This window comes from uncultured Salinibacterium sp. (genome assembly GCF_963974405.1).
GTDB lineage: Bacteria > Actinomycetota > Actinomycetes > Actinomycetales > Microbacteriaceae > Rhodoglobus.
In genome coordinates, this window is record NZ_CAXBBH010000001.1 from 685489 (window position 1) to 710272 (window position 24784).

The following is a 24784-nucleotide window of genomic DNA, read 5'->3' on the forward strand; positions in this document are numbered from 1 at the left end:
CCCGGGGGGAAACATGGGAAAGAAACTTGTAGGGCTAGATATCGGCTCGTCAGCTATTCGTGCTGTCGAAGTCGAGAACCCACATTTACCGCGACCGACAATTCTTCGATTCGGTGAGATTCCGCTGCCGGAGGGGGCGGTTCGCGCTGGAGAGGTTGTCGACTCCGCAACAGTCACGGCCTCGATCAAAAAGCTCTGGTCTCAAGCGGGAATTCGCACCAAAGATGTGGTTTTGGGAGCAGGGAACTCTAAAGTTCTCGCTCGCGACATTACTGTCCCGCGGCTTCCGCTGAATCAGGTGAGGGAATCACTTCCTTTCCAGGTTCAGGATTTGCTGCCGGTCCCTGCGACGGATGCGCTCCTTGACTTTTATCCTGCTGCCGAGACCGAGGGCGAAAACGGCCCCATGCTTTCGGGGATGCTTGTGGCAGCGATCAAGGCGCCAGTGTTGGTGAACGTGAACGCAGTGGTTGCAGCTGGACTTCAACCGCAGAACGTCGATCTTGCGCCTTTTGCGCTGACCCGCCTCTTTTCTGGGCCGGAAACAGCGAACCAAACTACGCTCCTCGTGCACATCGGGGCAGCGACCACCACCCTGGTTGCTCTCGATGGGCATGTGCCGCACTTCGTGCGGTTACTCCCCAGCGGTGGAGCAGACATCACTAAGGGAATCTCGCAGCGTATGGACATCTCCACGCGCGATGCCGAGGCGGTGAAGCAGTCGGTTGGAGTGGTCGCTGCACGTGCCACGGCTGAACAACGTCCGGCTCTTGAAGTGTCGTTCGAGTTGGTCAATGAGACTTTGCTCGCTATTCGGGCAACGATGCAGTACTTCCAGAACGCTCGGGAGAACCGGGCCATCGATCGTATTGTTATGAGCGGTGGCGGCTCACGGCTGCTTGGGCTCGTGGAGACGGTGACTGAGTTTACGAAGGTTCCGGCGTCTCAACCGGATCCGTTCTCGATGGTCACCGTTGCTCGTGGTCTCACAGGCACGGGAGACGTGCAAAACATGTCTATTGCTCTTGGATTGGTTACGGGGGTCTCCGCATGAGCGAGAAGAAACCAACTGCACGTCGCGAGGTAAAGATTGCAGTTGCATATCCGCCAATCGCGCACCTTCTTCCTCCTGAAGTCGGTCAGCGAAAAGCCGCGAACCGCGCACGAGGCCGTGCCATCTTTATGGCAATCATCGCGTTGGGAGTGGCAATTCTGGCTGCCGCGGGTGCCAACCTTGTCGCATTCCAGAGGGGGCTCACGCTGGAAAGTGCTCGAGCAACCACCTTGTCGCTTACGCAGCAGCAGGGGGAGTACAGCGAGGTTCGTGCGGCTAATCAGGCGCTGCAGTCCAGCAAAACAGCGCGCGTGTTCATCGCGTCTACCGAGGTCTCAATTCAAGCGCTGACGCTGGCTATGGGGTCGAAGCTCACCGAAGGAATGGTGATCTCGAACTACAACTTCGATACGGCTACTCCGATGCTGGGCTATGGCGACTCGGTTTCGCCGCTTGAACCGGAGCGCATGGCGGAGTTCACTATCGAGTTGGATGCTCCCTCGATGGAAGCAATCGACGCGTGGGTTCGTGCCGTCCCCGATGAATTCGGTCTTGCCGATGTGACCCTGGTTTCGGCGGAGCAAGAAGAAGGAGTCTTCAGCGCTCAGGTAGTGGTGTTCGTGAACTGGGAAGCATTACTTCACCGGTTCGACGAACTCTCAACCGACGGCGAGACTGCCGAGGCAGAGCCCGCCCCCGAAGTGACCCCGGAGCCGACAGAAACTCCTGCCACAGGCTCAACAGATGAGGAGAATGGCTCATGACCTTGACACGAATGTGGACGCTCATCGGCGCCGCCGCGGTGATTCTGATTTTGATCGCCGGTTACGCCGTGGGAGTCGCTCCCGCACTCGCCACCGCATCAAGCGCTGACGAAGAGATTTCAGCCGTCGAATTGCAGAACCAGATCAAGCTCAACGAGCTTAACGACCTCAAGAAATTGGCGGAGAACTCAGACAAACTCTTCGCCGACTTGGGTGCTCTGCGCACATCAATTCCCTCCACCCACGAGTCGTCGGTGTTCGCCCAGCAGGTTTCGGCGTTGGCCGTAGCCAATGGCGTCACCTTCGTGGATATCGCTTATATCAATGCGACCGCGGCTCTGTCGCCTGTCGTTGCTGCTCCGGCAGCGCCAGCTGCGGATGTGGAGGGCGCTCCTGCCGCGACAACAACAGAACCCGCCGCTCCTGCAGAAGAGTCAGGGGTGACCTCGGTGCCGTCGGTCGCGGGACTGGTTGCGATGGATGTCACCATCTCGGCAAGCGGAACGTACGAGGCTCTCAATGCCTTCATCGAGAGCGTGCAGTCGAACACGCGTTCCTTCTCTGTTTCGACCGCATCAGTCCAGATTGGCAGTGAAGCGGGAACATACGAATTGTCGTTGAACGGCTCCGTGTATGTGCTTCAGACGGCCGACTCTTCTTCACTGGCTACTGGCGGTGGTGAGGTCAACTAGTCTTCGGCGCCGTGCAAGTAGAACGCCACGACCTCTTGGTCGTGGCGTTCTTCTTATTTCTGGGTGTCGCGTCAGTAGACTGTGACAATCAGTCGCTGGCACGAGGAGGCAACAGTTATGACCGATCCATCTGTAGAGCGTGGTTCTTCGCCGGAGAACGACGACAACATTGAGGATGCTGTAGTGGTCGACGACTCTGCTCCCCGTGAACCGGCCGAGACCCAGGCTGCACCTCTAATTGATCCCATTGCTGAGCCCTCGCCCGTCGTGTCGCCAGTGATCCACGACGATTCCACTCTCGAAGCGGAGGCTGAGCCGATGGTCGAGCCCGCGCGCGCCTCCGCGCCCGAGATCGTCGCAGAGCCAGAGCCAGAGCCAGAGCCAGAGCTAGCTGGTGCCGCAACCACAGCAACCACGTCATCCACTGAACCACGCGTTGTTTACGTCACCGCGCCTACGCCTCCTAAGGTGGCTGGCAACCGAGGTTTCGGTATTTTTATCGCGCTCGCAGCTTCGCTAGTCTTCGCGCTCGTTTTCGCTATTGCGGTCGCGATAGTGAGTGCAGCCGCCACCGGCCGGGTTGCTCTTGCTTTCGTTCAGGCGCCATCGTTCTACGTTCCCGTCGCGTTCTTTGCTCTCGGAGCAATCATCATTGCCCTCATCGTGAATCGGGCCGGATGGGCAGCTCATGTTTTCTCGAGCATCCTCGTGGGTCTTCTCGTGTACTTCGGCACGATTGGCGCACTCCTGCTTATCAATGGAGTTGTTCAAAACACTCCAGAGCAGGCGCAAGCGATGTTTGCTGCGGCGCTAGTTGATCCCTTCGTGATTGTCGCTGGACTTCTCGGTCGGGAAGTGTCGTTGTGGACGGGGGCTCTCGTAGCCAAACGCGGCCGGAAAGTTACGCAACGCAACAGCGAAACACGCGCTCAGTGGGAAGCTGAACTCGCGGAGAAAACTGCTGCTCAGCGCTAAGGTCGCTCAGCCGGTCGCATGGGCAGTTCCGGAGCCTGCGTGTGCGCTGTGACCATTTGACCCCGGTACACCCGGGGGGCTATTCTTTCTGAGGTGTGCGCTTTGCCGTGCGCTTGAACGATGCCTCTTGGGGCTGGCCGCATAGCGGGGTTCGAGTGCAAGTAACTCCACACCACAGGGTTCAACCTTCTGGTTGACCCCCACGGCATATCCACAAATCACCGAGACAGTTCGTTTATTCGACTTGTTAGGGTGCGCGTGGGTCCAGATGAACTCGGTGTTCTGAGAAGAACATCGAATGCTAACCATCATGACGCTGTCACCGTGCAGCAAAAACAAGGAGTAATTGAGTGCCCACCATTCAGCAGTTGGTGCGTAAGGGACGCACGCCAAAGGTCGTCAAGACCAAGGCGCCCGCCCTTAAGTCCAACCCGCAGCAGCGCGGCGTTTGCACGCGTGTCTACACAACAACCCCGAAGAAGCCGAACTCAGCTCTGCGCAAGGTTGCTCGTGTCAAGCTTTCCAACGGTACCGAGGTCACGGCCTACATTCCCGGTGAAGGTCACAACCTTCAAGAGCACTCGATGGTGCTCATCCGTGGTGGTCGTGTAAAGGACCTCCCCGGTGTTCGCTACAAGATCGTTCGCGGAGCGCTCGACACCCAAGCCGTTAAGAACCGTAAGCAGGCTCGTAGCCGCTACGGCGCGAAGAAGGACAAGAAGTAATGCCTCGTAAAGGACCAGCACCTAAGCGTCCCGTAGTCGCGGATCCGGTTTACGGCGCACCCATTGTCAGCCAGCTCGTCAACAAGATTCTTCTTGACGGCAAGAAGGGCCTCGCCGAGCGCATCGTTTACGGAGCGCTCGCCGGTGTAGCGGAGAAGACCGGCCAAGATGCCGTCGTCACCCTCAAGAAGGCTCTCGATAACGTACGCCCGACCCTTGAGGTCAAGTCGCGTCGTGTCGGTGGATCGACCTACCAGGTTCCCGTTGAAGTCAAGTCGCACCGAGCCAACACGCTCGCGTTGCGCTGGCTCACGAGCTACGCAAAGGGTCGTCGTGAAAAGACGATGACTGAGCGTCTCACCAACGAGATCTTGGACGCATCGAACGGGCTTGGCGCCGCTGTAAAGCGCCGCGAAGACACCCACAAGATGGCCGAGTCGAACAAGGCATTCGCTCACTACCGCTGGTAGTCAGCACCTCACACTGAGGCGGGTCAGGCAAACCCTGATTCGCCTCAGTGCTGAGATTCGTTCTTCACTAACAAACTTTCGGAGGAACCTGTGGCACAGGAAGTGCTCACGGACCTAAAAAAGGTCCGCAATATCGGCATCATGGCTCACATCGATGCTGGCAAGACCACCACGACTGAGCGCATCCTGTTTTACACGGGTGTAAACCACAAAATCGGTGAAACTCACGATGGTGCATCCACGACTGACTGGATGGAGCAGGAGCAAGAGCGTGGCATCACGATCACGTCTGCTGCTGTGACCTGTTTCTGGGACAAGAACCAGATCAACATCATCGACACCCCAGGCCACGTTGACTTCACGGTTGAGGTGGAGCGTTCGCTCCGCGTTCTCGACGGTGCTGTTGCCGTGTTCGACGGTAAAGAGGGTGTGGAGCCGCAGTCGGAGACTGTATGGCGCCAGGCCGACAAGTACGACGTTCCTCGCATCTGCTTCGTCAACAAGATGGACAAGATGGGCGCGGACTTCTACTACACGGTAGACACCATCATCAACCGCCTTGGCGCTCGCCCGTTGGTTATCCAGCTCCCGATCGGACTCGAGTCTGAGTTCGAGGGTGTCGTCGACCTCGTCGAGATGCGTGCACTCACCTGGCGTGGAGACTCCAAGGGTGACGTACAGATGGGTGCCAAGTACGCCATCGAAGAGATCCCTGAAGACCTCAAGGAAAAGGCTGCGGAATACCGCACCGCTCTCCTCGAGGTTGTTGCTGAGACTGATGACGCCCTTATGGAGCGTTACTTCGGTGGCGAAGAGATCACCGTTGCGGAGATCAAGGCTGCCATTCGTAAGCTCACGGTTAACAGCGAGATCTACCCTGTTCTTTGTGGTTCTGCATTCAAGAACCGTGGCGTTCAGCCGATGCTCGACGCCGTTGTTGACTACCTCCCGTCGCCGGTCGACGTGCCTCCGATGGAAGCACACGCACCTAACGACGAAGAGAAGATCATCATCCGCAAGCCGGACTCCAGCGAGCCGTTCTCTGCTCTGGCGTTCAAGGTTGCTGTGCACCCCTTCTTCGGTCGCCTCACGTACATTCGCGTGTACTCGGGACACCTTGACTCTGGTGGAGCTGTTGCTAACTCCACGAAGGGTAAGAAGGAGCGCATCGGAAAGATCTTCCAGATGCACGCCAACAAGGAAATGCCTGTCGATAGCGTTACCGCTGGACACATCTACGCCGTAATCGGCCTCAAGGACACCACGACCGGTGACACTCTGTGTGACCCGAGCGACCAGGTCGTTCTTGAGTCGATGACGTTCCCGGAGCCCGTGATCGAGGTAGCGATCGAGCCGAAGACAAAGGCAGACCAAGAAAAGCTTGGTGTTGCTATTCAGAAGCTCGCTGAAGAGGACCCCACGTTCCGTACCGAACAGAACCAGGAAACTGGCCAGACGGTTATCAAGGGAATGGGTGAACTTCACCTCGACATCCTCGTGGACCGCATGAAGCGCGAATTCAACGTTGAAGCCAACGTTGGTAAGCCGCAGGTTGCGTACCGCGAGACGATTCGCCGCGTTGTGGACAAGCACGATTACACCCACAAGAAGCAGACGGGTGGATCGGGACAGTTCGCTAAGGTCCAGATCTCGCTTGAGCCCATGGAGGTCGAAGGAGACAAGGTTTACGAATTCGTAAACAAGGTCACCGGTGGTCGTATTCCTCGTGAATACATTGGCTCGATCGATCAGGGTTTCCAGGCATCGATGAACGTCGGAGTCCTCGCGGGCTTCCCGATGGTCGGCGTCAAGGGCATCATCCTCGATGGTGCTGCTCACGATGTTGACTCGTCAGAAATGGCGTTCAAGATCGCGGGAACCATGGCATTCAAGGAAGCAGCACGCAAGGCTGATCCAGTTCTCCTCGAGCCGCTCATGGCGGTCGAGGTTCGTACTCCCGAGGAGTACATGGGAGATGTCATCGGTGACCTCAACAGTCGCCGCGGGCAGATCCAGTCCATGGAGGATGCGACCGGCGTAAAGGTCGTTCGCGCCCACGTACCACTGTCGGAAATGTTCGGCTATGTCGGTGACTTGAGGTCCAAGACTTCAGGTCGTGCGGTGTACTCGATGACGTTCGACAGTTACTCTGAGGTTCCCCGCGCGGTAGCTGACGAGATCGTTGCAAAGAACAAGGGCGAGTAATCGCCGCACTACCAGCGCGCAACTAACATAGATACACACCAACTTGCGGAACATTCGGCAGTGATAAGTCGTCGGATGCGAAGCAACCGAGTCCTGAGGAGGACCCACAGTGGCTAAGGCCAAGTTCGAGCGGACCAAGCCGCACGTAAACATCGGAACCATCGGTCACGTCGACCACGGAAAGACCACGCTCACGGCAGCGATCTCGAAGGTACTTGCAGACAAGTTCCCTTCGGCAACCAACGTCCAGCGTGACTTCTCGTCGATTGACTCGGCTCCGGAAGAGCGTCAGCGCGGTATTACCATCAACATCTCGCACGTTGAGTACGAGACGACCAAGCGCCACTACGCTCACGTAGACGCTCCCGGTCACGCTGACTACATCAAGAACATGATCACCGGTGCTGCTCAGATGGACGGTGCAATCCTCGTGGTTGCAGCGACCGACGGCCCGATGGCTCAGACTCGCGAGCACGTTCTGCTCGCGAAGCAGGTTGGTGTTCCTTACCTGCTCGTAGCACTCAACAAGTCCGACATGGTTGACGACGAAGAGATCCTTGAGCTCGTTGAGCTCGAGGTTCGCGAACTCCTCTCCAGCCAGGGCTTCGACGGAGACAACGCACCTGTCGTTCGCGTTTCGGGCCTCAAGGCTCTCGAAGGCGACGCCAAGTGGGAGCAGTCGATCCTTGATCTCATGGATGCTGTTGACGAGAACGTTCCTGACCCCGTACGCGACAAGGACAAGCCGTTCTTGATGCCCGTTGAGGACGTCTTCACGATCACCGGTCGTGGAACCGTTGTTACCGGCCGCGCCGAGCGTGGAACGCTCACGATCAACTCTGACGTTGAGATTGTTGGAATCCGCCCGACCCAGAAGACCACGGTCACTGGTATCGAGATGTTCCACAAGCAGCTCGACGAAGCATGGGCTGGCGAGAACTGTGGTCTGCTTCTTCGTGGAACCAAGCGTGAAGATGTAGAGCGTGGACAGGTTGTTGTTAAGCCTGGTTCCGTTACTCCTCACACGAACTTCGAGGGAACCGCATACATCCTTTCCAAGGATGAGGGTGGGCGTCACAACCCGTTCTACGCGAACTACCGCCCGCAGTTCTACTTCCGTACCACCGACGTCACCGGCGTCATCACGTTGCCTGAGGGCACCGAGATGGTTATGCCTGGCGACACCACCGACATGACCGTTGAGCTCATTCAGCCCATCGCCATGGAAGAGGGCCTCGGCTTCGCCATCCGTGAGGGTGGACGTACCGTAGGTGCCGGTAAGGTAACCAAGGTTCTGGCGTAAGCTCAGTAACTAATTACGACGAGGGTCGAGCCGAAAGGCTCGGCCCTTCGTCGTTTAACCAGCGGTGTTATTTAGCTGGCCCCACCATTGAGCGAGCGGGGTCGATTAGCCGGCGCGTCCGGTAAGCCTGCTGGTGAGGGCGCGCGCAGCAGCCACCGTCGCAGCGCCAAGCTCGTCCCAGTGCTCGCCCACGGCATCCGTGCGGAAAGTGAGCCCGATCGCTGCTGTGGGGTAGTCGTTGCGGTCAAGCGCCGCGGCACCTACCGACGAGTAGTCGGCGGTAACGTCGCCAATTTCGCTCGCCCAACCGCGCGTGCGGGCGGTGTCCAACATCCGGTCGAGCTCTGTCAGAGTCTGCGGCCCTGCCGATTGCCGACGGGTCAGAGACGCCCGAGTCGGATACAGAGCGCGGACTTGGGGTGCGGTGAGCCGCGCGAGCATAGCGCGGCCGGTGGCGGTGAGATGGGCGGGCAGGCGCACGCCGACGGCAGAGACGGTCGTGGGAGCGCGGGCTCCCTGCACGCGTGCCGCGTAGCTCACATCCGAGCCGCTCAGTACCGCAAGGTGCGCTACGACCGGGATGGGTGCTTCGCGAGCGAGGCTGCGCATCAGCGGTGAGGCGAGAGCAGAGAGCCGTTCGCTGCGCAGCGCTGAGGTGCCAATTTCGGAGACGAGCGCACTCAGCCCGTAGGTGCGATCCTCGGGATAGTGCACGACGAAGCCCTCGTCGGCCATGACGGCGAGCAGTTGATAGATGGATGATCGGGGCAGGCCGAGCTCGCGGGCCAGGGCCGAGGCGGGCACCGGTCCTTTGCGAGAAGCGAGATGGCGCAGCACCGCCATAGTGTTCCGCGCTGCTGGAATGCTGGGCACGTTTCCCCTGTCTGAGATCTCAGACACCATATCGCGGATCGCTATCGCAGCAGAAGGGCGATCAGCGTTCACTGGGACCATGAATCCCGAAACTCCGCAGACTGTTTCTCTTGGCGTTGGCCCCGTCAGCATCGCCGAGGTCGTGGCGGTGGCGCGCCACCATGCGCGTGTGTCGATTACGCCTGACGCTATCGCCGAGATCGAGGCGTCGCGCGCCGTCATCGAGGCTCTCGCGAACGACGTTCGGCCGCACTATGGGGTGTCGACAGGTTTCGGTGCCCTCGCCACGAAACACATCGCTCGCGAGCAGCGTGTGCAATTGCAGCGGTCTCTGGTGCGCAGCCATGCCGCCAGCTCCGGTGCCGAGATCGATGCTGAGGTGGTGCGGGCGACTATGCTCTTACGCCTCTCCACGATGACAACCGGCCGTACCGGAGTGCGCCCCGTTGTCGCCGAAACCTATGCCGCACTGCTTAACGCCGACATCACTCCGATCGTGGGGGAGTACGGCAGCCTCGGGTGCTCGGGTGACCTCGCTCCGCTGGCGCATTGCGCGTTAGCGGTCATGGGCGAAGGCGACGTGCGCGTCGCGGGGGAGCTGATGCCCGCATCCGCTGCTCTCAAGGCCGCCGGCATTGAGCCGGTTGTGCTGCACGAAAAGGAGGGCCTGGCGCTCATCAATGGCACGGATGGGATGCTCGGCATGCTCTCGATGGCCATCACCGATTTGAGTGCGTTGCTCACCACCGCCGACCTATCCGCCGCTCTCAGTGTTGAGGGTCTCGCCGGAACAGATCGCGTCTTTGCCGAAGATCTTCACGCCCTCCGCCCCCACCCCGGCCAGCAGATCTCCGCCGGCAATATGCGCGCGGTGCTGCGCGATTCGGGAACGATCGCCGCCCACGCCACCAATGGTTTCACCCGAGTGCAGGATGCCTATTCCTTGCGTTGTGCTCCGCAGGTTCACGGGGCGGCTCGCGACACGGTCGATCACACGAGACGCGTTGCCGAGCGAGAGTTGCAGAGCGCAATTGATAATCCTGTCGTCACCCTCGACGGCCGTTTGGAGTCGAACGGAAACTTCCACGGGGCGCCCGTGGGCTATGCGCTCGACTTCCTCGCGATTGTGGCGGCCGACGTCGCAAGCATGAGCGAACGTCGCACCGACCGCTTCCTCGACAGCAACCGCAATGGTGGGCTGAACGCATTCCTTGCCGCGGATCCCGGGGTCGACTCAGGCCACATGATCGCGCAGTACACCCAAGCAGGCATCGTCAGCGAGATGAAGCGGCTCGCGGCTCCGGCATCCGTCGACTCGATTCCGACCAGCGCTATGCAAGAGGATCACGTTTCGATGGGCTGGAGTGCCGGTCTCAAGCTTCGTCGCAGCATCGACGGTCTCTCGCGCGTTCTAGCGATCGAACTGTTGACCTCCGCGCGCGGCATTGAGATGCGCGGCGAGAAGCCGTCCCCGGTATCGGCCGCCGTAATCGACACCCTGCGCGAGCGAGTGCCCGGCGCAGGCCCCGACCGTTACCTTGCCCCCGACATTGCCGCGAGCGTTGAACTCGTGCAGTCGGGTGCCCTTGTTGCAGCAGCACGTTCCGTCACCGAACTTCACTAGGAGCAGTCATGATTCAGGCACAGCGTGGTTCCACCCTCACTACTCTCGGCTGGCAGCAGGAGGGCGCTCTGCGCATGCTGCAGAACAACCTAGACCCGGAGGTTGCCGAGCATCCCGAAGATCTCGTCGTCTATGGCGGCACGGGCAAGGCTGCCCGCGACTGGCCCAGCTACCATGCGATCGTGCGTTCGCTCACGACGCTCAAGGGCGACGAGACGCTGCTCGTGCAGTCGGGCAAGCCCGTCGGTGTGATGCAGACGCACGAGTGGGCGCCCCGCGTGCTGCTCGCCAACTCCAATCTCGTGGGCGACTGGGCGAACTGGGATGAGTTCCGCCGGCTCGAGCAGTTGGGCCTCACAATGTACGGCCAAATGACGGCCGGATCGTGGATCTACATTGGCACGCAGGGCATTCTGCAAGGCACCTACGAAACTTTCTCTGCGGTCGCGGCGAAACGATTCGGTGGCACTCTGGCGGGCACCATCACGCTCACGGCCGGCCTCGGAGGCATGGGCGGGGCTCAGCCCCTCGCCGTAACCATGAACGACGGTGTTGCGATTTGCATCGATGTTGATCAGAGCCGCATCACTCGGCGTATCGATCACGGCTACCTCGACGTCGAGGCGAAGTCGCTGGCGCACGCTGTCGAGCTCGCCGTTGCAGCTCGCGATGCGAAGAAGGCGCTGTCGATCGGCGTCCTTGCCAACGCAGCTGCAGCCGTGCCTGAGTTGCTGGCGATGGGCGCCCCGATCGATATCGTCACCGACCAGACCAGCGCGCACGACCCCCTGGCGTACTTGCCGCTCGGCGTTGATTTCCACGATTGGGAGAGCGCCCGTAGCCACCCCGACTTCGCCCAGCGCGCTCGCGAGTCAATGGCGATCCACGTTGAGGCGATGGTGGGCTTCCAGCGCCAGGGTGCCGAGGTCTTCGACTACGGCAACAACATCCGCACCGAAGCGCGCGCGGCGGGATACGCGGATGCGTTTGCGTTTCCGGGGTTCGTGCCGGCCTACATCCGTCCGCTGTTTGCGGAGGGTAAGGGGCCGTTCCGGTGGGCCGCCCTCAGTGGCGAGGCCAGCGACATCCACAAGACAGACACGGCAATTCTCGAGCTGTTCCCCGAGAACGAATCGCTCGCGCGCTGGATCAAGCTGGCAGGGGAGCGGGTGCACTTCCAAGGTCTGCCCGCCCGCATCTGCTGGCTCGGCTATGGCGAACGCGACAAGGCTGGCCTCAAGTTCAACGAGATGGTCGCCTCGGGCGAGTTGGCTGCCCCGCTGGCGATTGGCCGCGACCACCTCGATAGCGGCTCGGTGGCGTCGCCGTACCGAGAGACCGAAGCGATGAAAGATGGTTCGGATGCGATTGCCGACTGGCCGTTGCTCAACGCGCTGGTCAACACGTCGTCGGGGGCAACGTGGGTCTCTATTCACCACGGTGGCGGCGTTGGCATTGGCCGGTCGATCCACGCCGGCCAGGTGACGGTCGCTGACGGAACCGAGTTGGCGGCCCAGAAGCTTGAGCGCGTTCTTACGAACGATCCAGGGATGGGAGTGATCCGTCACGTCGATGCTGGCTACGATGAAGCCATCGCGGTCGCTGATGATCTCGGCGTTCGCATCCCTATGAACGAGGCTCCACTCACGAAGGGCGACAATGCTGAGCGCTGATCCGCTGTGGCCACGGGCGGGAGACTGGGCTGCACCGGTTGCTGACGAGTGGGCGGATGTCGCGCTCATCGGTATGCCGACTTCGCGTACGTCGCTCTCGCCGACTCAAGCGCACACCACGCCTCAGGCAGTGCGGGAGGCTCTGCGGCGTTATGCCGCGCTGTCTGATCTGCGGATCGTCGACGCCGGCAACGTGCGCGAGCCTGACTTGAACGAAGCGGAGGCGATCGAGGCGGTCGCTGAGCTGCGAACCGAGCTTGTTGTCGCGTTGGGCGGCGATAACGCCGCAACGGTACCCACCGCCCTCGGACGCTGGGGATCACAGATCGCCACCGCTGGTCTCATCACGCTCGATGCTCACTACGACCTACGCGACGGAACGAGTAATGGTTCGCCCGTCCGCCGACTTCTCGAGGCAGGCCTCGACGGCAACCGCGTGGTGCAGATCGGTATCGAGCCGCTGGCGAACTCGCTGGCCTACGCCGAGCGCGCCCGTGAGGCCGGAATCACCGTCATCACTCGCGACGAACTGCGCTCGCGGTCGATGGACGATGTCATGGCACAGGCTCTGAGGATTGCGGGCGCCGCTGGTGGCCCCATCCACGTCGATCTCGACGTCGATGTCTGCGACCGCGCGGTTACTCCCGCTTGCCCCGCGTCAGTACCGGGTGGCATTGCGGCGATCGACCTGCGCGCTGCCGCACGGCTTGCTGCCGCGCATCCGGCCGTCTACTCACTCGACCTTGTTGAAGTGGATGCCGCTGCAGACTCTGCCGACGAACGCACAGTGCGCCTCGTGGCCCTCTGCGTTCTCGAAGCGATCTCCGGAGTGGCCCTGCGATGACGAATGCCACACAGCCAAGCACGGCGAAGTCGAGCACCGCGAACACGAGCACCGCGAACGCCAGCACCGTGATCACCAACATCGGACTCCTCCTTACCCATGACAACGAGCAGCCAGAGATCGAGAATGCTGCCATTGTTTTCGACGGCGGTCGCGTTGCTTGGTGGGGGCCAACCGAACAAGCCCCCGCTGCCGACGATCACGTGGATGCTGCGGGTCGGTGCGTGCTCCCGGGTTTTGTCGATAGCCACAGCCACCTTCTCTTCGCGGGCGACCGTTCGGAGGAGTTCGAAGCGCGCATGGCGGGTCGTCGCTATGAGGCGGGCGGCATCCGGCGCACCGTTGCGCTTTCGCGGGAGGCAACCGACGACGAACTGCTCGCCAACGCCACGGCGCTCGTCGCGGAGATGCGCCGTCAGGGCACGACGACGATCGAGATTAAGAGTGGTTATGGCCTGAATGTTCGTGATGAGCAGCGGATGCTGCGCCTCGCCTCAACGCTCACAGACGAGACAACGTTCCTCGGCGCCCATGTCGTTCCTGCGGAGTACGCGGATGACCGTGCCGGCTATGTTGCTCTCGTGATGGGAGAGATGCTGGATGCCTGTGCCCCACACTCCCGTTGGATCGATGTCTTCTGCGACAGTGGCGCCTTCACGGAGGCGGAGACTCGCGCGATCATCGCTGCGGGACAGGCGCGGGGGCTCGGAGCTCGCCTGCATGGTGCGCAGCTTGCCGAGTCTGGAGCTGTCCAGCTCGCCGTCGAGCTGGGGGCCGCGAGCGTTGACCACTGCACCTACCTTTCCGGCGCCGACGTCGACGCGCTCGCTGGCAGTGGCACCGTTGCTGGCGTGCTGCCGGGGGTTGAGTTCTCTACCAAACATCCGTTCGTGGATGCTCGGCGCTTGCTCGATGCGGGAGTGACTGTTGCTCTGGCTAGCGATTGCAATCCGGGCTCAAGCTTCACGTCATCCATCCCTTTCTGCATTGCGCTTGCGGTGCGCGAGATGGGAATGACGTCGGCGGAAGCGGTCGCGGCGGCGACGCTCGGGGGAGCGCGCTCGTTGCGTCGGGATGACGTGGGGCATTTACGCGTGGGAGCACGTGCGAATGCCCAGATTTTGGATGCTCCGCACTACCGTCATTTGGCGTACAGGCCCGGCGTTCCTCTGGTCGCCAGCGTCTTTATCGACGGGGATCACGAGCTCGTGCGTCCTTGGGCCTAGAGGCGGTGTTCGGGCCAATATTGTGGCTCCGGGTCGCTGGCAAAAGCGCCGTCTGCTGTAACGCTCCTGCGCCGCTGAGAAGTGGCCGTGAAATCCGACACGCCCGGGTTGCAGCAAATGCCTGGATGTGACAGACTCTTCTAGTTCAACATTTCGCCGCCTTGTGCGCGCGGATCACTCCCAGGCAGTGCATAGTTCCACAACGTGTGGCTCACGCAGAGCGTGAATCACACACCGTGTAGTAGCTAGGCCGCGGGGAGAGGAACCAAGCTTAACCAACTCCCCAAATATTCACTCGAGAGAGTGCGTGCTGCGGGAGACGCCTGTGCCGGTTCGCCGGCATATGTTCCTCGCGGCCTCGCGAGTTGGTGCAACAAGCAGTGACAGCAAGAACTTGACAGATAAATAGTGGTGCGAAAGCAGAAGTGCTGAGCGTCTCCGGGTGGCAACACTTGGTGTCGAACAGCCCAGGTGCACGCAGTGCCTCAACAGTACTAAGGGAAGAGAGCCAGTCATGGCGGGACAGAAGATCCGCATCCGACTCAAGTCGTACGACCACGAGGTCATCGACTCATCGGCACGCAAGATCGTTGACACGGTTACCCGCGCGGGTGCCACGGTAGTAGGCCCGGTGCCGCTGCCCACTGAGAAGAACGTGGTTGCGGTTATCCGCTCACCTCACAAGTACAAGGACAGCCGCGAGCACTTCGAAAAGCGCACCCACAAGCGGCTCATCGACATCATCGACCCGACGCCCAAGGCTGTGGATTCGCTCATGCGTCTCGACCTGCCGGCCGACGTCAACATCGAGATCAAGCTTTAGCTCGCGCAGTTATTGAGCGACTGAGCCGATAAGGAAAATAATGTCTACAACTAAGACGACCAAGGGTCTGCTGGGCAAGAAGCTCGGTATGACGCAGGTTTGGGACGAGAACAACAAGCTCGTTCCCGTGACCGTTGTCGAAATCACCCCGAATGTTGTTACGCAACTGCGTAGCCCCGAGGTTGATGGATACAGCGCTGTCCAGATCGCGTACGGCCAGATTGACCCTCGTAAGGTCAACAAGCCCCTCACCGGTCACTTCGACAAGGCAGGCGTTACGCCTCGCCGTCACCTCACTGAGATTCGCACCCCTGATGCCGCGGAGTACACCGTCGGCCAAGAGCTGGCTGTTGACATCTTCACCCCAGGTGCAAAGGTCGACGTTGTCGGCACGAGCAAGGGTAAGGGTTTCGCTGGTGTTATGAAGCGTCACAACTTCAAGGGTGTATCTGCAAGCCACGGTGCACACCGTAACCACCGCAAGCCTGGTTCCATTGGTGCCTCGTCGACCCCCAGCCGTGTCTTCAAGGGCATGCGCATGGCCGGTCGTATGGGTGGTGACCGTGTAACGGTCATGAACCTCGCCGTCCACTCGATCGACCTCGAGAAGGGACTCGTGCTCATCAAGGGCGCCGTTCCCGGTGCTCGCGGCCGTATCGTCTTCGTCCGCAACGCAGTGAAGGGGGCGTAGTACACATGGCTACCTCCATCGACGTCATCGACGTCATCGACGCCAAGGGCAAGAAGGTTGACTCTGTCGAACTTCCCGCCGAGATCTTCGACGTGCAGACCAACGTTCCCCTCATTCACCAGGTTGTAGTTGCACAGCGTGCAGCTGCACGTCAGGGTACGCACAACACCCTGCGCCGCGGTGAAGTTTCGGGTGCTGGTCGCAAGCCGTTCAAGCAGAAGGGAACCGGTCGCGCTCGTCAGGGCTCGATCCGTGCTCCTCAGATGAAGGGTGGTGGAATCGTTCACGGTCCACACCCGCGTGACTACTCACAGCGCACCCCCAAGAAGATGATTGCTGCTGCACTGCGTGGCGCACTGTCCGACCGGGCCCGCGGCGAGCGTATTCACGTCATCGACGCTCTGGCCGTTGACAACAAGCCTTCGACGAAGACTGTTTCAGCGTTGCTCACGAGCATCGCACCGAGCAAGAACGTTCTCGTTGTGCTTGAGCGCGAAGATGCAACCAGCTTGAAGAGCATCCGCAACCTCGACACGGTTCACGTTCTGTCATACGACCAGCTCAACGCCTACGACGTCGTCGTCAGCGACGACATCGTGTTCAGCAAGGGCGCTTTCGACGCGTTCGTTGCCTTCAACACCAAGTCTTCGAACAAGGAAGAGGTCAGCGCATGACCGTCACGTACAAGGACCCACGCGACATCATCATCGCTCCCGTGGTTTCCGAGAAGAGCTACAACCTGATCGACATGGGAAAGTACACCTTCGAGGTTGACCCCCGCGCGAACAAGACCGAGATCAAGCTCGCTATCGAGAAGATCTTCAGCGTCAAGGTCGACTCGGTCAACACGTTGAACCGCACGGGCAAGACCCGTCGCACTCGTTTCGGCATGGGAAAGCGCAAGGACACCAAGCGCGCCATCGTCACGCTCAAGTCCGGTTCTATCGACATCTTCACGGCTGTCGGCTAGGGACCAAGGAGAAACTAATGGCTATTCGCAAGTACAAGCCCACGACGCCTGGTCGCCGTGGTTCCTCGGTTGCAGACTTTGCTGAGATCACCCGCTCGACGCCAGAGAAGTCGCTTCTGCGCCCTCTGCCGAAGACTGGTGGACGAAACAATGCAGGTCGCATCACGACCCGTCACATCGGTGGTGGCCACAAGCGCCAGTACCGCGTAATCGACTTCAAGCGCAACGACAAAGACGGCGTAAACGCCCGCGTTGCCGAGATCGAGTACGACCCCAACCGCACCGCACGTATCGCTCTGCTTCACTTTGTTGACGGCAGCAAGCGCTACATCGTTGCTCCTAACAAGCTCAAGCAGGGCGACATTGTTGAGTCGGGCCCCGGCGCTGACATCAAGCCCGGCAACAACCTCCCGATGAAGAACATCCCCGTCGGTACGGTTATCCACATGATTGAGCTTCGCCCGGGTGGCGGCGCCAAGATGGCCCGCTCCGCTGGAGCCTCGGTTCGACTTGTTGCAAAGGAAGGCCCTTACGCTCAGCTGCGTTTGCCCTCCGGAGAAATCCGCAACGTTGACGTTCGTTGCCGTGCAACGATCGGCGAGGTCGGCAATGCCGAGCAGTCGAACATCAACTGGGGTAAGGCCGGCCGTATGCGCTGGAAGGGCGTTCGCCCGACCGTCCGTGGTGTTGCCATGAACCCTGTCGACCACCCCCACGGTGGTGGTGAGGGTAAGACGTCCGGTGGACGTCACCCCGTTTCCCCTTGGGGCCAGGCAGAGGGGCGCACTCGTAAGCGCAAACTGCCCAGTGACCAGCTCATCGTTCGCCGCCGCAATGCCGGCAAGAAGCGCAAGTAGTAGGAGAGTCAGAAGATGCCACGCAGTCTGAAGAAGGGCCCCTTCGTCGACGACCACCTCCTACAAAAGGTTGTCAAGGCGAATGAGGCCAAGAGCAAGAACGTAATCAAGACCTGGTCGCGCCGCTCAATGATCGTTCCAGCAATGCTGGGTCACACGATCGCGGTGCACGACGGTCGCAAGCACATTCCGGTGTTCATCACCGAAACCATGGTTGGGCACAAGCTCGGCGAGTTCTCGCCCACCCGTACCTTCCGTGGACACGTGAAGGATGACAAGAAGGGTCGCCGCCGCTAACGCGGTGGTGGAGGAGGTAGAGAAATGGTGGAGTCGATCGCACGCGTGCGTCACATCCGCGTGACCCCCATGAAGGCTCGTCGCGTCATCAACATGATCCGCGGCAAGCAAGCACAGGAAGCACTGGCAATTTTGAAGTTCGCACCTCAGGGCGCGAGCGAGCCGGTCTACAAGTTGGTCGCATCTGCAATCGCCAATGCGCGAGTCAAGGCAGACGCTTCGAACACGTTCCTGGACGAACAGGATCTGATCATCTCGAAGGCTTACGTCGACGACGGTGCAACGCTCAAGCGTTTCCAGCCGCGTGCCCAGGGCCGCGCGTTCCAGATCCTGAAGCGCACAAGCCACATCACGGTCGTGCTGGCCACGCCAGACCACGTCGTTGAAGCCGAGGCCGACAAGGCAGGGAAGAAGTAATGGGACAGAAGGTAAACCCCTACGGTTTCCGTCTGGGAATCACCACCGACCACGTGTCGCGTTGGTTCTCTGACAGCACCAAGCCGGGTCAGCGTTACAGCGACTACGTTGCGGAAGATGTAAAGATCCGCAACTTGCTCAAGTCGAACCTCGACCGCGCAGGCGTTGCTCGCATTGAAATTGAGCGCACCCGCGACCGCGTTCGCGTCGACATTCACACTGCCCGTCCGGGTATCGTGATTGGCCGTCGTGGCGCCGAAGCAGAGCGCATTCGTGGCGAGCTCGAGAAGCTCTCCGGCAAGCAGATTCAGCTCAACATCCTCGAGGTCAAGAACCCCGAGGCTGAGGCTCAGCTCGTTGCTCAAGGAATTGCCGAGCAGCTCGCTGCTCGTGTTGCTTTCCGTCGTGCAATGCGTAAGGGCCTTCAGGGTGCTCAGCGCGCCGGCGCCAAGGGTGTTCGCATCCAGGTTTCGGGTCGTTTGGGTGGCGCAGAAATGAGCCGCTCGGAGTACTACCGTGAAGGTCGCGTTCCGCTGCACACGCTTCGCGCAAACATCGACTACGGCTTCTACGAGGCCAAGACCACTTTCGGTCGCATCGGTGTCAAGGTGTGGGTCTACAAGGGCGACATCACCAACAAGGAGCTCGCTCGCGAGCAGGCTAACCAGAAGTCGTCGCGCCCTGAGCGCCGCGATGGTGGAGACCGTGGCCGCCGCACCGGCGGTGGACCGTCGTCCGCACCGAAATCTGACGCACCCAAGGCAGAAGCCCCCAAAGCAGAAGCCAAGGCTGCAGCAGGAGTTGAGGCATAACAATGTTGATTCCCCGTAAGGTCAAGTACCGCAAGCAGCACCACCCCTCCCGTAGCGGCCACGCTACCGGTGGAACCACGGTGTCGTTTGGCGAGTACGGTATTCAGGCTCTGACGCCCGCATACGTTACGAACCGCCAGATTGAGGCAGCTCGTATCGCCATGACGCGTCACATCAAGCGTGGTGGAAAGGTGTGGATCAACATCTACCCCGACCGCCCGCTCACCAAAAAGCCCGCTGAAACCCGCATGGGTTCCGGTAAGGGTTCGCCCGAGTGGTGGGTCGCCAACGTCAAGCCAGGTCGCGTGCTCTTCGAGCTCAGCGGTGTGGACGAGACTGTTGCGCGTGAAGCACTCACTCGTGCTATTCACAAGCTGCCCCTCAAGGCACGCATCATCAAGCGCGAGGAGGGCGACGCATAATGGCGATCGGATCCAAGGAGCTAGCCCCTGTCGAGCTAGACACTTTTGAAGACGAACGACTCGTTGACGAGCTGAAGAAGGCGAAGGAAGAACTCTTCAACCTTCGTTTCCAGGCCGCAACCGGTCAACTGGAAAGCCACGGACGTATTCGCGCTGTCAAGCGCGACATCGCTCGCATCTACACGGTTATCCGTGAGCGCGAGTTGGGCATCCGTGCAACCCCTGCTGCTGTTGAGGCTCCTGCAAAGGAAACCAAGAAGCGCAGCACCAAGAAGGCAGACGCAGCGACTGAAACCGCAGCGGACGCCACTGACGAGACGAAGGAGGCGTAGTCATGGCCAAGGTTGAAGACAAGAAGACCGCGGAGACCGCCGAGGTCGCTCGTGGGTACCGTAAGACCCGCCGTGGTCTAGTAACGAGCGACAAGATGGATAAGACCATCGTCGTTATCGTTGAAGACCGCGTGAAGCACCCGTTGTACGGCAAGGTTATTCGCCGTAACTCCAAGGTGAAGGTTCACGACGAGGCCAACACGGCCGGCGTTGGTGACTCCGTTCTAATCAGCGAGACCCGTCCGCTCAGCGCCACAAAGCGCTGGCGTCTGGTCGAGATCCTCGAAAAGGCTAAGTAATGCTTCAGCAGGAATCCCGAGTAAAGGTTGCCGATAACACCGGCGCCAAGGAGCTCCTCACGATTCGCGTTCTCGGTGGCTCAGGCCGTCGTTACGCAGGTCTCGGCGATGTCATTGTGGCAACCGTCAAAGACGCGATTCCTGGCGGAAACGTCAAGAAGGGTGAGGTCGTCAAGGCTGTCATCGTTCGCGTAATCAAGCAGACTCGTCGTCCAGACGGCTCATACATCAAGTTCGATGAGAACGCGGCTGTAATCCTCAAGTCCGATGGTGGAGACCCCCGTGGTACCCGTATCTTCGGACCGGTCGGCCGCGAGCTTCGTGACAAGAAGTTCATGAAGATCATCTCGCTCGCACCGGAGGTGCTGTAGTTATGGCAAAGATTCGCAAGGGTGACCTCGTACAGGTCATCAGCGGCCCGACCCAAGAGCGCGGCGGAAGCCGCGGCAAGCAGGGTCGCGTCATCAGTGTTATCGCTGGAAAAGACCGCGTTGTCGTGGAGGGTGTCAACTTCGTCACCAAGCACGTCAAGGTCGGCCAGACTCAGCGTGGAACCAAGACCGGTGGTATCGAAACGATGGAGGCACCGATTCACGTGTCGAACCTCGCTCTCGTTGACCCCGAGACCAAGCTCCCGGCTCGTGTTGGCTTCACCGTCACCACCGATGACCGCGGCAAGACCACGCGCGAGCGCTACTTCAAGAAGTCGCGTCGCGTAGAGACCAAGAAGTCCACGGCAGCCAAGGCTGAGCCGAAGGCTTCGAAGAAGGATGCCGAGAAGGCAACCGAGAAGGACGCAGACTAATGACGACGACTGCACCTGCAGCTGGCAAAATCCAGCCGCGCCTCAAGCAGAAGTACCGCGACGAACTTGCGGAGCAGCTCAAGAAGGACCTCGGTCTCTCCAACGTCAACCAGATTCCCAGCATCGTCAAGATCGTTGTGAACACTGGTGTTGGTGAAGCTGCTCGCGACGGAAAGATCATCGATGGAGCCGTCAAGGATCTCATCGCGATCACCGGCCAGAAGCCTTACGTAACGAGTGCTCGCAAGTCGATTGCTCAGTTCAAGCTCCGTGAAGGACAGCCCATTGGCGCTCACGTCACCCTTCGTGGTGACCGCGCTTGGGAGTTCCTTGACCGCCTGATCACGCTCGCGCTTCCTCGTATCCGCGACTTCCGTGGTCTTTCGGACAAGCAGTTCGACGGAAACGGTAACTACACCTTCGGCCTCACGGAACAGTCCATGTTCCACGAGATCGATCAGGACAAGATTGACCGCGTTCGTGGTTTCGACATCACGATTGTTACCACAGGCAAGAACAACGAAGAGGGTCGCGCACTTCTCAAGTCGCTCGGTTTCCCCTTCCGTTCAGCTGAGAACGCATCTAACTAATCACGTAACACCGATCGACCAGGTCGGCCTTCGTGTAACGGATGCCGAAACCAGACGAGACAGGAAACACATAATGACAATGACAGATCCGGTCGCTGACATGCTGACCAGACTGCGCAACGCCAATTCGGCGCACCACGACAGCGTTTCAATGCCTTCGAGCAAGCTGAAGTCGCGCTTGGCAGAAATGCTCAAGGCCGAGGGATACATCCTCGGCTGGAGCAACGAAGACGCTCGCGTGGGCCAGACCCTCACGATCGAACTCAAGTACGGACCCGCCCGCGAGCGTTCCATCAAGGGAATCAAGCGCGTATCGAAGCCTGGTCTTCGTGTATACGCTCGCTCGACCGAAATCCCCAAGGTTCTTGGCGGACTCGGTGTGGCGATTTTGTCCACCTCCTCTGGTCTGTTGACCGACAAAGAGGCGACTCAGAAGGGCGTAGGTGGGGAAGTCCTCGCCTACGTGTGGTAACCAAAAATGTCACGTATCGGAAGACTTCCTATTGATGTCCCCGCTGGTGTCACCATCACCATCGACGGCCAAGACGTCACTGTAAAGGGCCCAAAGGGTGAGCTCGCGCTCACTGTCAAGGCTCCTATCGCTGTAGCACTCGAAGACGGTCAGGTTCTCGTAACCCGTCCCGACGACGAGCGCGAATCGCGTTCGCTTCACGGCTTGACCCGTACGCTCATCGCTAACCAAATCGTTGGTGTCACCACCGGTTACACCAAGGGCCTTGAAGTCGTTGGTACTGGTTACCGTGTCACCGCAAAGGGCAGCTCAGTTGAGTTTGCTCTCGGGTACTCGCACTCGATCACCGTTGACCCGCCCGCAGGCATTAGCTTCGCGGTCGAGGGCAACAACAAACTAGTTGTCAGCGGCATCGACAAGCAGGCGGTTGGCGAAGTAGCAGCCAACATTCGTAAATTGCGCAAGCCAGAGCCCTACAAGGGCAAGGGTGTGCGCTACGCCGGCGAAGTTGTTCGTCGCAAGGCCGGAAAGAGTGGTAAGTAGACATGGCTCTCGGAACCAGAGGTAAGAGCAAGTCGGCCGCTAAGGGCCGTCGTCACGCACGTCTCCGCAAGAAGGTTGTGGGCACCGAGGTGCGCCCCCGTCTCGTGGTTACGCGCTCAGCGCGTCACGTATTCGTCCAGGTTGTTGATGACTCGAAGGGCATTACTGTCGCTTCAGCATCGACCATGGAGTCGGACATGCGTACGTTCGATGGAGACAAGACCGCCAAGGCACGCAAGATCGGCGAAATGGTCGCCGAGCGCGCGAAGCAGGCCGGTGTTGAGGCCGTCGTATTTGATCGTGGTGGAAGCCGTTACGCAGGTCGCGTAGCAGCTATCGCCGACGGAGCGCGAGAGGGTGGATTGAACCTGTGAGCGACAACGTGGACAACAAGACAACGAACAAGGAGCAGGCCGTGGCCGCTGAGGCGACTAGCGCCATCTCCGTACCTGAGGTCGTCGTAGACGCCCCAGCAACCGACGTAACGAGCGAGCCCCGTGAGGCCCGTCGTGGCGGTCGTGAGCGTGGACCAGACCGTGGTGGCCGTGGCGGAAACAACAGCCGTGACAACGACAAGAACCAGTTCTTGGAGCGCGTCGTCACCATCAACCGTGTATCGAAGGTAGTCAAGGGTGGTCGTCGCTTCAGCTTCACCGCTCTCGTCGTCGTCGGTGACGGTAACGGAATGGTCGGAGTCGGCTACGGCAAGGCTCGCGAAGTTCCCCTCGCAATCTCCAAGGGTGTCGAAGAGGCGAAGAAGAACTTCTTCCGCGTTCCTCGCGTCGGCGCCACGATCCCTCACTCGGTCCAGGGGGAGGCTGCTGCAGGCGTAGTCCTGCTGCGTCCCGCATCCGCTGGTACCGGTGTAATCGCTGGTGGTCCCGTTCGCGCCGTACTCGAGTGCGCCGGTATCCATGACGTACTGAGCAAGTCGCTCGGTTCTTCGAACACGATCAACATCGTTCACGCGACAGTTGAGGCACTCAAGCAGCTCGAAGAGCCTCGCGCGGTTGCCGCTCGTCGTGGTCTCGATGCAGAACACGTAATCCCGGCTCGCTTGCTGCGTGCCGAGGCTGAAGCTAAGGCAGGTGTCTGATGGCTGGTCGCCTGAAGGTAACCCAGATCAAGTCCAAAATTAGTGAGAAGCAGAACCAACGCGACACGCTGCGCAGCCTTGGGCTGAAGCGCATCGGTTCCGTGGTTGTGCGCGAGGACAACTCGCAGAATCGTGGTTACGTCAACACGGTCGCTCACCTTGTCAAGGTCGAGGAGATTGACTAATGGCTGACGAGAAAGAAACTCCAAAGAAGGCCGCAGCCCCCAAGGCTGCAGCCGCTAAGGCACCTGCTGCCAAGAAGGCTGCTCCTGCAAAGGCTGCTGCTGACAAGGCTCCGGCTGCAAAGGCATCCACCACGAAGGCTCCTGCTAAGTCGACTGCTGCTAAGGCATCGACCGCAAAGAAGTCTTCGAGTGACGATGTTGCAAGCCGCCCGCAGGTTCTGAAGATGCACCACCTCCGTCCCGCTGCCGGTGCCAAGAAGGACCGTATGCGTGTTGGTCGTGGTGAGGGATCCAAGGGTAAGACTGCGGGTCGTGGAACCAAGGGAACGAAGGCGCGTTACAACATGCGTCTCGGCTTCGAAGCTGGAAACATCAACTTCGTAATGCGTGCACCTAAGTTGCGCGGATTCAAGAACCCGTTCCGTGTTGAGTACCAGGTTGTAAACCTTGAGAAGCTCGCGGAACTTTACCCCAAGGGTGGCGACGTAACCGTTGCAGATCTCGTGTCGAAGGGCGCCGTTCGCAAGAACGAAAAGGTCAAGGTTCTTGGTCAGGGTGATATTACGGTTAAGCTGAACGTTGTAGTTGACAAGGTCTCCGGCTCTGCCGAGCAGAAGATCGTTGCAGCCGGCGGTTCGGTTCAGTAACTGTCACTACGACAAACGTTAGTGTCGCGTAGGCCACACCGGTGGCAAACGCAGGCAGGTTGAGTGGGGAATCCCGCATCGGGGTTCCCCACTCGCCC

32 protein-coding genes and 1 pseudogene are annotated in these 24784 nt (G+C 60.0%); 32 read left to right on the forward strand and 1 reads right to left on the reverse strand.

Going from position 1 to position 24784, the window contains the following annotated elements:
• Positions 1-13: 13 nt before the first annotated feature.
• The 8 genes from pilM (at position 14) to tuf (ending at position 8188) form a co-directional block, all read left to right on the forward strand.
• Positions 14-1054, forward strand: a complete 1041-nt coding sequence (gene pilM, locus AACZ26_RS03290) for a type IV pilus assembly protein PilM (RefSeq protein ID WP_339619116.1) — start codon at positions 14-16, stop codon at positions 1052-1054.
• The gene (locus AACZ26_RS03295) at positions 1051-1818 is read left to right on the forward strand and encodes a fimbrial assembly protein (protein WP_339619118.1); all 768 of its coding nucleotides are present in this window, start codon (positions 1051-1053) and stop codon (positions 1816-1818) included. The genes pilM and AACZ26_RS03295 overlap by 4 nt, the downstream gene beginning before the upstream one ends.
• Positions 1815-2510, forward strand: a complete 696-nt coding sequence (locus AACZ26_RS03300; RefSeq protein ID WP_339619120.1) for a hypothetical protein — start codon at positions 1815-1817, stop codon at positions 2508-2510. Before AACZ26_RS03295 ends, AACZ26_RS03300 begins: the two co-directional genes overlap by 4 nt.
• Before the next feature lie 117 nt (positions 2511-2627).
• Complete coding sequence (locus AACZ26_RS03305) at positions 2628-3485, forward strand: hypothetical protein (RefSeq protein WP_339619122.1); 858 nt, start codon at positions 2628-2630, stop codon at positions 3483-3485.
• A 350-nt stretch (positions 3486-3835) separates the two neighbouring features.
• The gene (rpsL, locus tag AACZ26_RS03310) at positions 3836-4210 is read left to right on the forward strand and encodes a 30S ribosomal protein S12 (protein ID WP_009773141.1); all 375 of its coding nucleotides are present in this window, start codon (positions 3836-3838) and stop codon (positions 4208-4210) included.
• On the forward strand, positions 4210-4680 hold the full coding sequence (gene rpsG / locus AACZ26_RS03315; protein ID WP_100388182.1) for a 30S ribosomal protein S7: 471 nt from the start codon (positions 4210-4212) through the stop codon (positions 4678-4680). Before rpsL ends, rpsG begins: the two co-directional genes overlap by 1 nt.
• A gap of 90 nt (positions 4681-4770) precedes the next feature.
• A complete protein-coding gene (fusA, locus tag AACZ26_RS03320) occupies positions 4771-6885 on the forward strand; it encodes an elongation factor G (protein WP_339619135.1) in 2115 nt (704 codons plus the stop codon).
• A 109-nt stretch (positions 6886-6994) separates the two neighbouring features.
• Positions 6995-8188, forward strand: a complete 1194-nt coding sequence (gene tuf, locus AACZ26_RS03325) for an elongation factor Tu (protein WP_339619136.1) — start codon at positions 6995-6997, stop codon at positions 8186-8188.
• A gap of 105 nt (positions 8189-8293) precedes the next feature.
• Here tuf and AACZ26_RS03330 read toward each other — a convergent pair whose 3' ends face one another.
• Positions 8294-9142, reverse strand: coding sequence for an IclR family transcriptional regulator (locus tag AACZ26_RS03330; protein WP_339619137.1), 849 nt, complete (start codon positions 9140-9142; stop codon positions 8294-8296).
• Between AACZ26_RS03330 and hutH the strand changes: the two genes are divergently transcribed.
• From hutH to rplO, 24 genes and pseudogenes are all read left to right on the forward strand, one after another.
• A complete protein-coding gene (gene hutH / locus AACZ26_RS03335; RefSeq protein WP_339619138.1) occupies positions 9141-10685 on the forward strand; it encodes a histidine ammonia-lyase in 1545 nt (514 codons plus the stop codon). The two genes, AACZ26_RS03330 and hutH, sit on opposite strands and share 2 nt — an antisense overlap.
• An 8-nt stretch (positions 10686-10693) precedes the next feature.
• Positions 10694-12358, forward strand: coding sequence for a urocanate hydratase (gene hutU / locus AACZ26_RS03340; RefSeq protein ID WP_339619139.1), 1665 nt, complete (start codon positions 10694-10696; stop codon positions 12356-12358).
• Entirely contained in the window at positions 12345-13202 is an 858-nt protein-coding gene (locus AACZ26_RS03345; RefSeq protein ID WP_339619140.1) for an arginase family protein, read from the forward strand. The genes hutU and AACZ26_RS03345 overlap by 14 nt, the downstream gene beginning before the upstream one ends.
• Entirely contained in the window at positions 13199-14428 is a 1230-nt protein-coding gene (gene hutI, locus AACZ26_RS03350) for an imidazolonepropionase (protein WP_339619141.1), read from the forward strand. Before AACZ26_RS03345 ends, hutI begins: the two co-directional genes overlap by 4 nt.
• A gap of 514 nt (positions 14429-14942) precedes the next feature.
• On the forward strand, positions 14943-15251 hold the full coding sequence (gene rpsJ / locus AACZ26_RS03355) for a 30S ribosomal protein S10 (RefSeq protein ID WP_100388190.1): 309 nt from the start codon (positions 14943-14945) through the stop codon (positions 15249-15251).
• 40 nt (positions 15252-15291) lie between these two features.
• Positions 15292-15942, forward strand: coding sequence for a 50S ribosomal protein L3 (gene rplC / locus AACZ26_RS03360; RefSeq protein WP_339619142.1), 651 nt, complete (start codon positions 15292-15294; stop codon positions 15940-15942).
• Between the two features lie 5 nt (positions 15943-15947).
• On the forward strand, positions 15948-16616 hold the full coding sequence (gene rplD, locus AACZ26_RS03365; protein ID WP_339619143.1) for a 50S ribosomal protein L4: 669 nt from the start codon (positions 15948-15950) through the stop codon (positions 16614-16616).
• A complete protein-coding gene (gene rplW / locus AACZ26_RS03370) occupies positions 16613-16912 on the forward strand; it encodes a 50S ribosomal protein L23 (RefSeq protein WP_010203832.1) in 300 nt (99 codons plus the stop codon). The genes rplD and rplW overlap by 4 nt, the downstream gene beginning before the upstream one ends.
• A gap of 17 nt (positions 16913-16929) precedes the next feature.
• The gene (gene rplB / locus AACZ26_RS03375) at positions 16930-17769 is read left to right on the forward strand and encodes a 50S ribosomal protein L2 (protein WP_339619144.1); all 840 of its coding nucleotides are present in this window, start codon (positions 16930-16932) and stop codon (positions 17767-17769) included.
• Positions 17770-17784: 15 nt separating this feature from the next.
• Positions 17785-18066, forward strand: a complete 282-nt coding sequence (gene rpsS, locus AACZ26_RS03380) for a 30S ribosomal protein S19 (RefSeq protein ID WP_009773127.1) — start codon at positions 17785-17787, stop codon at positions 18064-18066.
• Positions 18067-18090: 24 nt separating this feature from the next.
• A complete protein-coding gene (gene rplV / locus AACZ26_RS03385) occupies positions 18091-18483 on the forward strand; it encodes a 50S ribosomal protein L22 (RefSeq protein WP_100388194.1) in 393 nt (130 codons plus the stop codon).
• A complete protein-coding gene (gene rpsC, locus AACZ26_RS03390) occupies positions 18483-19295 on the forward strand; it encodes a 30S ribosomal protein S3 (RefSeq protein ID WP_100388195.1) in 813 nt (270 codons plus the stop codon). The genes rplV and rpsC overlap by 1 nt, the downstream gene beginning before the upstream one ends.
• 2 nt (positions 19296-19297) lie before the next feature.
• The gene (gene rplP / locus AACZ26_RS03395) at positions 19298-19717 is read left to right on the forward strand and encodes a 50S ribosomal protein L16 (RefSeq protein WP_339619145.1); all 420 of its coding nucleotides are present in this window, start codon (positions 19298-19300) and stop codon (positions 19715-19717) included.
• Positions 19717-20049: a 50S ribosomal protein L29 gene (gene rpmC / locus AACZ26_RS03400; RefSeq protein ID WP_339619147.1), complete on the forward strand. Its 333-nt coding sequence runs from the start codon at positions 19717-19719 to the stop codon at positions 20047-20049. Before rplP ends, rpmC begins: the two co-directional genes overlap by 1 nt.
• Positions 20050-20051: 2 nt before the next feature.
• Positions 20052-20348: a 30S ribosomal protein S17 gene (rpsQ, locus tag AACZ26_RS03405; protein WP_009773122.1), complete on the forward strand. Its 297-nt coding sequence runs from the start codon at positions 20052-20054 to the stop codon at positions 20346-20348.
• Entirely contained in the window at positions 20348-20719 is a 372-nt protein-coding gene (gene rplN / locus AACZ26_RS03410; protein ID WP_100388198.1) for a 50S ribosomal protein L14, read from the forward strand. Before rpsQ ends, rplN begins: the two co-directional genes overlap by 1 nt.
• A 2-nt stretch (positions 20720-20721) precedes the next feature.
• A pseudogene (rplX, locus tag AACZ26_RS03415) lies at positions 20722-21063 on the forward strand (50S ribosomal protein L24); the annotation flags it as partial.
• 89 nt (positions 21064-21152) lie between these two features.
• Entirely contained in the window at positions 21153-21743 is a 591-nt protein-coding gene (gene rplE, locus AACZ26_RS03420) for a 50S ribosomal protein L5 (RefSeq protein WP_339619148.1), read from the forward strand.
• A gap of 73 nt (positions 21744-21816) precedes the next feature.
• The gene (gene rpsH / locus AACZ26_RS03425; RefSeq protein WP_100388201.1) at positions 21817-22215 is read left to right on the forward strand and encodes a 30S ribosomal protein S8; all 399 of its coding nucleotides are present in this window, start codon (positions 21817-21819) and stop codon (positions 22213-22215) included.
• Between the two features lie 6 nt (positions 22216-22221).
• On the forward strand, positions 22222-22758 hold the full coding sequence (gene rplF / locus AACZ26_RS03430; RefSeq protein ID WP_339619152.1) for a 50S ribosomal protein L6: 537 nt from the start codon (positions 22222-22224) through the stop codon (positions 22756-22758).
• A gap of 2 nt (positions 22759-22760) precedes the next feature.
• Entirely contained in the window at positions 22761-23132 is a 372-nt protein-coding gene (gene rplR, locus AACZ26_RS03435) for a 50S ribosomal protein L18 (protein ID WP_219950239.1), read from the forward strand.
• The gene (rpsE, locus tag AACZ26_RS03440) at positions 23129-23854 is read left to right on the forward strand and encodes a 30S ribosomal protein S5 (RefSeq protein WP_100388204.1); all 726 of its coding nucleotides are present in this window, start codon (positions 23129-23131) and stop codon (positions 23852-23854) included. The genes rplR and rpsE overlap by 4 nt, the downstream gene beginning before the upstream one ends.
• Positions 23854-24039, forward strand: coding sequence for a 50S ribosomal protein L30 (rpmD, locus tag AACZ26_RS03445; RefSeq protein ID WP_009773114.1), 186 nt, complete (start codon positions 23854-23856; stop codon positions 24037-24039). The genes rpsE and rpmD overlap by 1 nt, the downstream gene beginning before the upstream one ends.
• Positions 24039-24686: a 50S ribosomal protein L15 gene (rplO, locus tag AACZ26_RS03450; protein ID WP_339619156.1), complete on the forward strand. Its 648-nt coding sequence runs from the start codon at positions 24039-24041 to the stop codon at positions 24684-24686. Before rpmD ends, rplO begins: the two co-directional genes overlap by 1 nt.
• Positions 24687-24784 lie beyond the last annotated feature (98 nt).

What these genes read in the sequence shown, in the direction of transcription:
- pilM (WP_339619116.1), top strand. Translation starts at nt 14, where the DNA reads ATGGGAAAGAAACTTGTAGGGCTAGATATCGGCTCGTCAGCTATTCGT.
- AACZ26_RS03295 (WP_339619118.1), top strand. Translation starts at nt 1,051, where the DNA reads ATGAGCGAGAAGAAACCAACTGCACGTCGCGAGGTAAAGATTGCAGTT.
- AACZ26_RS03300 (WP_339619120.1), top strand. Translation starts at nt 1,815, where the DNA reads ATGACCTTGACACGAATGTGGACGCTCATCGGCGCCGCCGCGGTGATT.
- AACZ26_RS03305 (WP_339619122.1), top strand. Translation starts at nt 2,628, where the DNA reads ATGACCGATCCATCTGTAGAGCGTGGTTCTTCGCCGGAGAACGACGAC.
- rpsG (WP_100388182.1), top strand. Translation starts at nt 4,210, where the DNA reads ATGCCTCGTAAAGGACCAGCACCTAAGCGTCCCGTAGTCGCGGATCCG.
- hutH (WP_339619138.1), top strand. Translation starts at nt 9,141, where the DNA reads ATGAATCCCGAAACTCCGCAGACTGTTTCTCTTGGCGTTGGCCCCGTC.
- AACZ26_RS03330 (WP_339619137.1), bottom strand. Translation starts at nt 9,142, where the DNA reads ATGGTCCCAGTGAACGCTGATCGCCCTTCTGCTGCGATAGCGATCCGC.
- hutU (WP_339619139.1), top strand. Translation starts at nt 10,694, where the DNA reads ATGATTCAGGCACAGCGTGGTTCCACCCTCACTACTCTCGGCTGGCAG.
- AACZ26_RS03345 (WP_339619140.1), top strand. Translation starts at nt 12,345, where the DNA reads ATGCTGAGCGCTGATCCGCTGTGGCCACGGGCGGGAGACTGGGCTGCA.
- hutI (WP_339619141.1), top strand. Translation starts at nt 13,199, where the DNA reads ATGACGAATGCCACACAGCCAAGCACGGCGAAGTCGAGCACCGCGAAC.
- rpsJ (WP_100388190.1), top strand. Translation starts at nt 14,943, where the DNA reads ATGGCGGGACAGAAGATCCGCATCCGACTCAAGTCGTACGACCACGAG.
- rplC (WP_339619142.1), top strand. Translation starts at nt 15,292, where the DNA reads ATGTCTACAACTAAGACGACCAAGGGTCTGCTGGGCAAGAAGCTCGGT.
- rplD (WP_339619143.1), top strand. Translation starts at nt 15,948, where the DNA reads ATGGCTACCTCCATCGACGTCATCGACGTCATCGACGCCAAGGGCAAG.
- rplW (WP_010203832.1), top strand. Translation starts at nt 16,613, where the DNA reads ATGACCGTCACGTACAAGGACCCACGCGACATCATCATCGCTCCCGTG.
- rplB (WP_339619144.1), top strand. Translation starts at nt 16,930, where the DNA reads ATGGCTATTCGCAAGTACAAGCCCACGACGCCTGGTCGCCGTGGTTCC.
- rpsS (WP_009773127.1), top strand. Translation starts at nt 17,785, where the DNA reads ATGCCACGCAGTCTGAAGAAGGGCCCCTTCGTCGACGACCACCTCCTA.
- rplV (WP_100388194.1), top strand. Translation starts at nt 18,091, where the DNA reads ATGGTGGAGTCGATCGCACGCGTGCGTCACATCCGCGTGACCCCCATG.
- rpsC (WP_100388195.1), top strand. Translation starts at nt 18,483, where the DNA reads ATGGGACAGAAGGTAAACCCCTACGGTTTCCGTCTGGGAATCACCACC.
- rplP (WP_339619145.1), top strand. Translation starts at nt 19,298, where the DNA reads ATGTTGATTCCCCGTAAGGTCAAGTACCGCAAGCAGCACCACCCCTCC.
- rpmC (WP_339619147.1), top strand. Translation starts at nt 19,717, where the DNA reads ATGGCGATCGGATCCAAGGAGCTAGCCCCTGTCGAGCTAGACACTTTT.
- rpsQ (WP_009773122.1), top strand. Translation starts at nt 20,052, where the DNA reads ATGGCCAAGGTTGAAGACAAGAAGACCGCGGAGACCGCCGAGGTCGCT.
- rplN (WP_100388198.1), top strand. Translation starts at nt 20,348, where the DNA reads ATGCTTCAGCAGGAATCCCGAGTAAAGGTTGCCGATAACACCGGCGCC.
- rplE (WP_339619148.1), top strand. Translation starts at nt 21,153, where the DNA reads ATGACGACGACTGCACCTGCAGCTGGCAAAATCCAGCCGCGCCTCAAG.
- rpsH (WP_100388201.1), top strand. Translation starts at nt 21,817, where the DNA reads ATGACAATGACAGATCCGGTCGCTGACATGCTGACCAGACTGCGCAAC.
- rplF (WP_339619152.1), top strand. Translation starts at nt 22,222, where the DNA reads ATGTCACGTATCGGAAGACTTCCTATTGATGTCCCCGCTGGTGTCACC.
- rplR (WP_219950239.1), top strand. Translation starts at nt 22,761, where the DNA reads ATGGCTCTCGGAACCAGAGGTAAGAGCAAGTCGGCCGCTAAGGGCCGT.
- rpmD (WP_009773114.1), top strand. Translation starts at nt 23,854, where the DNA reads ATGGCTGGTCGCCTGAAGGTAACCCAGATCAAGTCCAAAATTAGTGAG.
- rplO (WP_339619156.1), top strand. Translation starts at nt 24,039, where the DNA reads ATGGCTGACGAGAAAGAAACTCCAAAGAAGGCCGCAGCCCCCAAGGCT.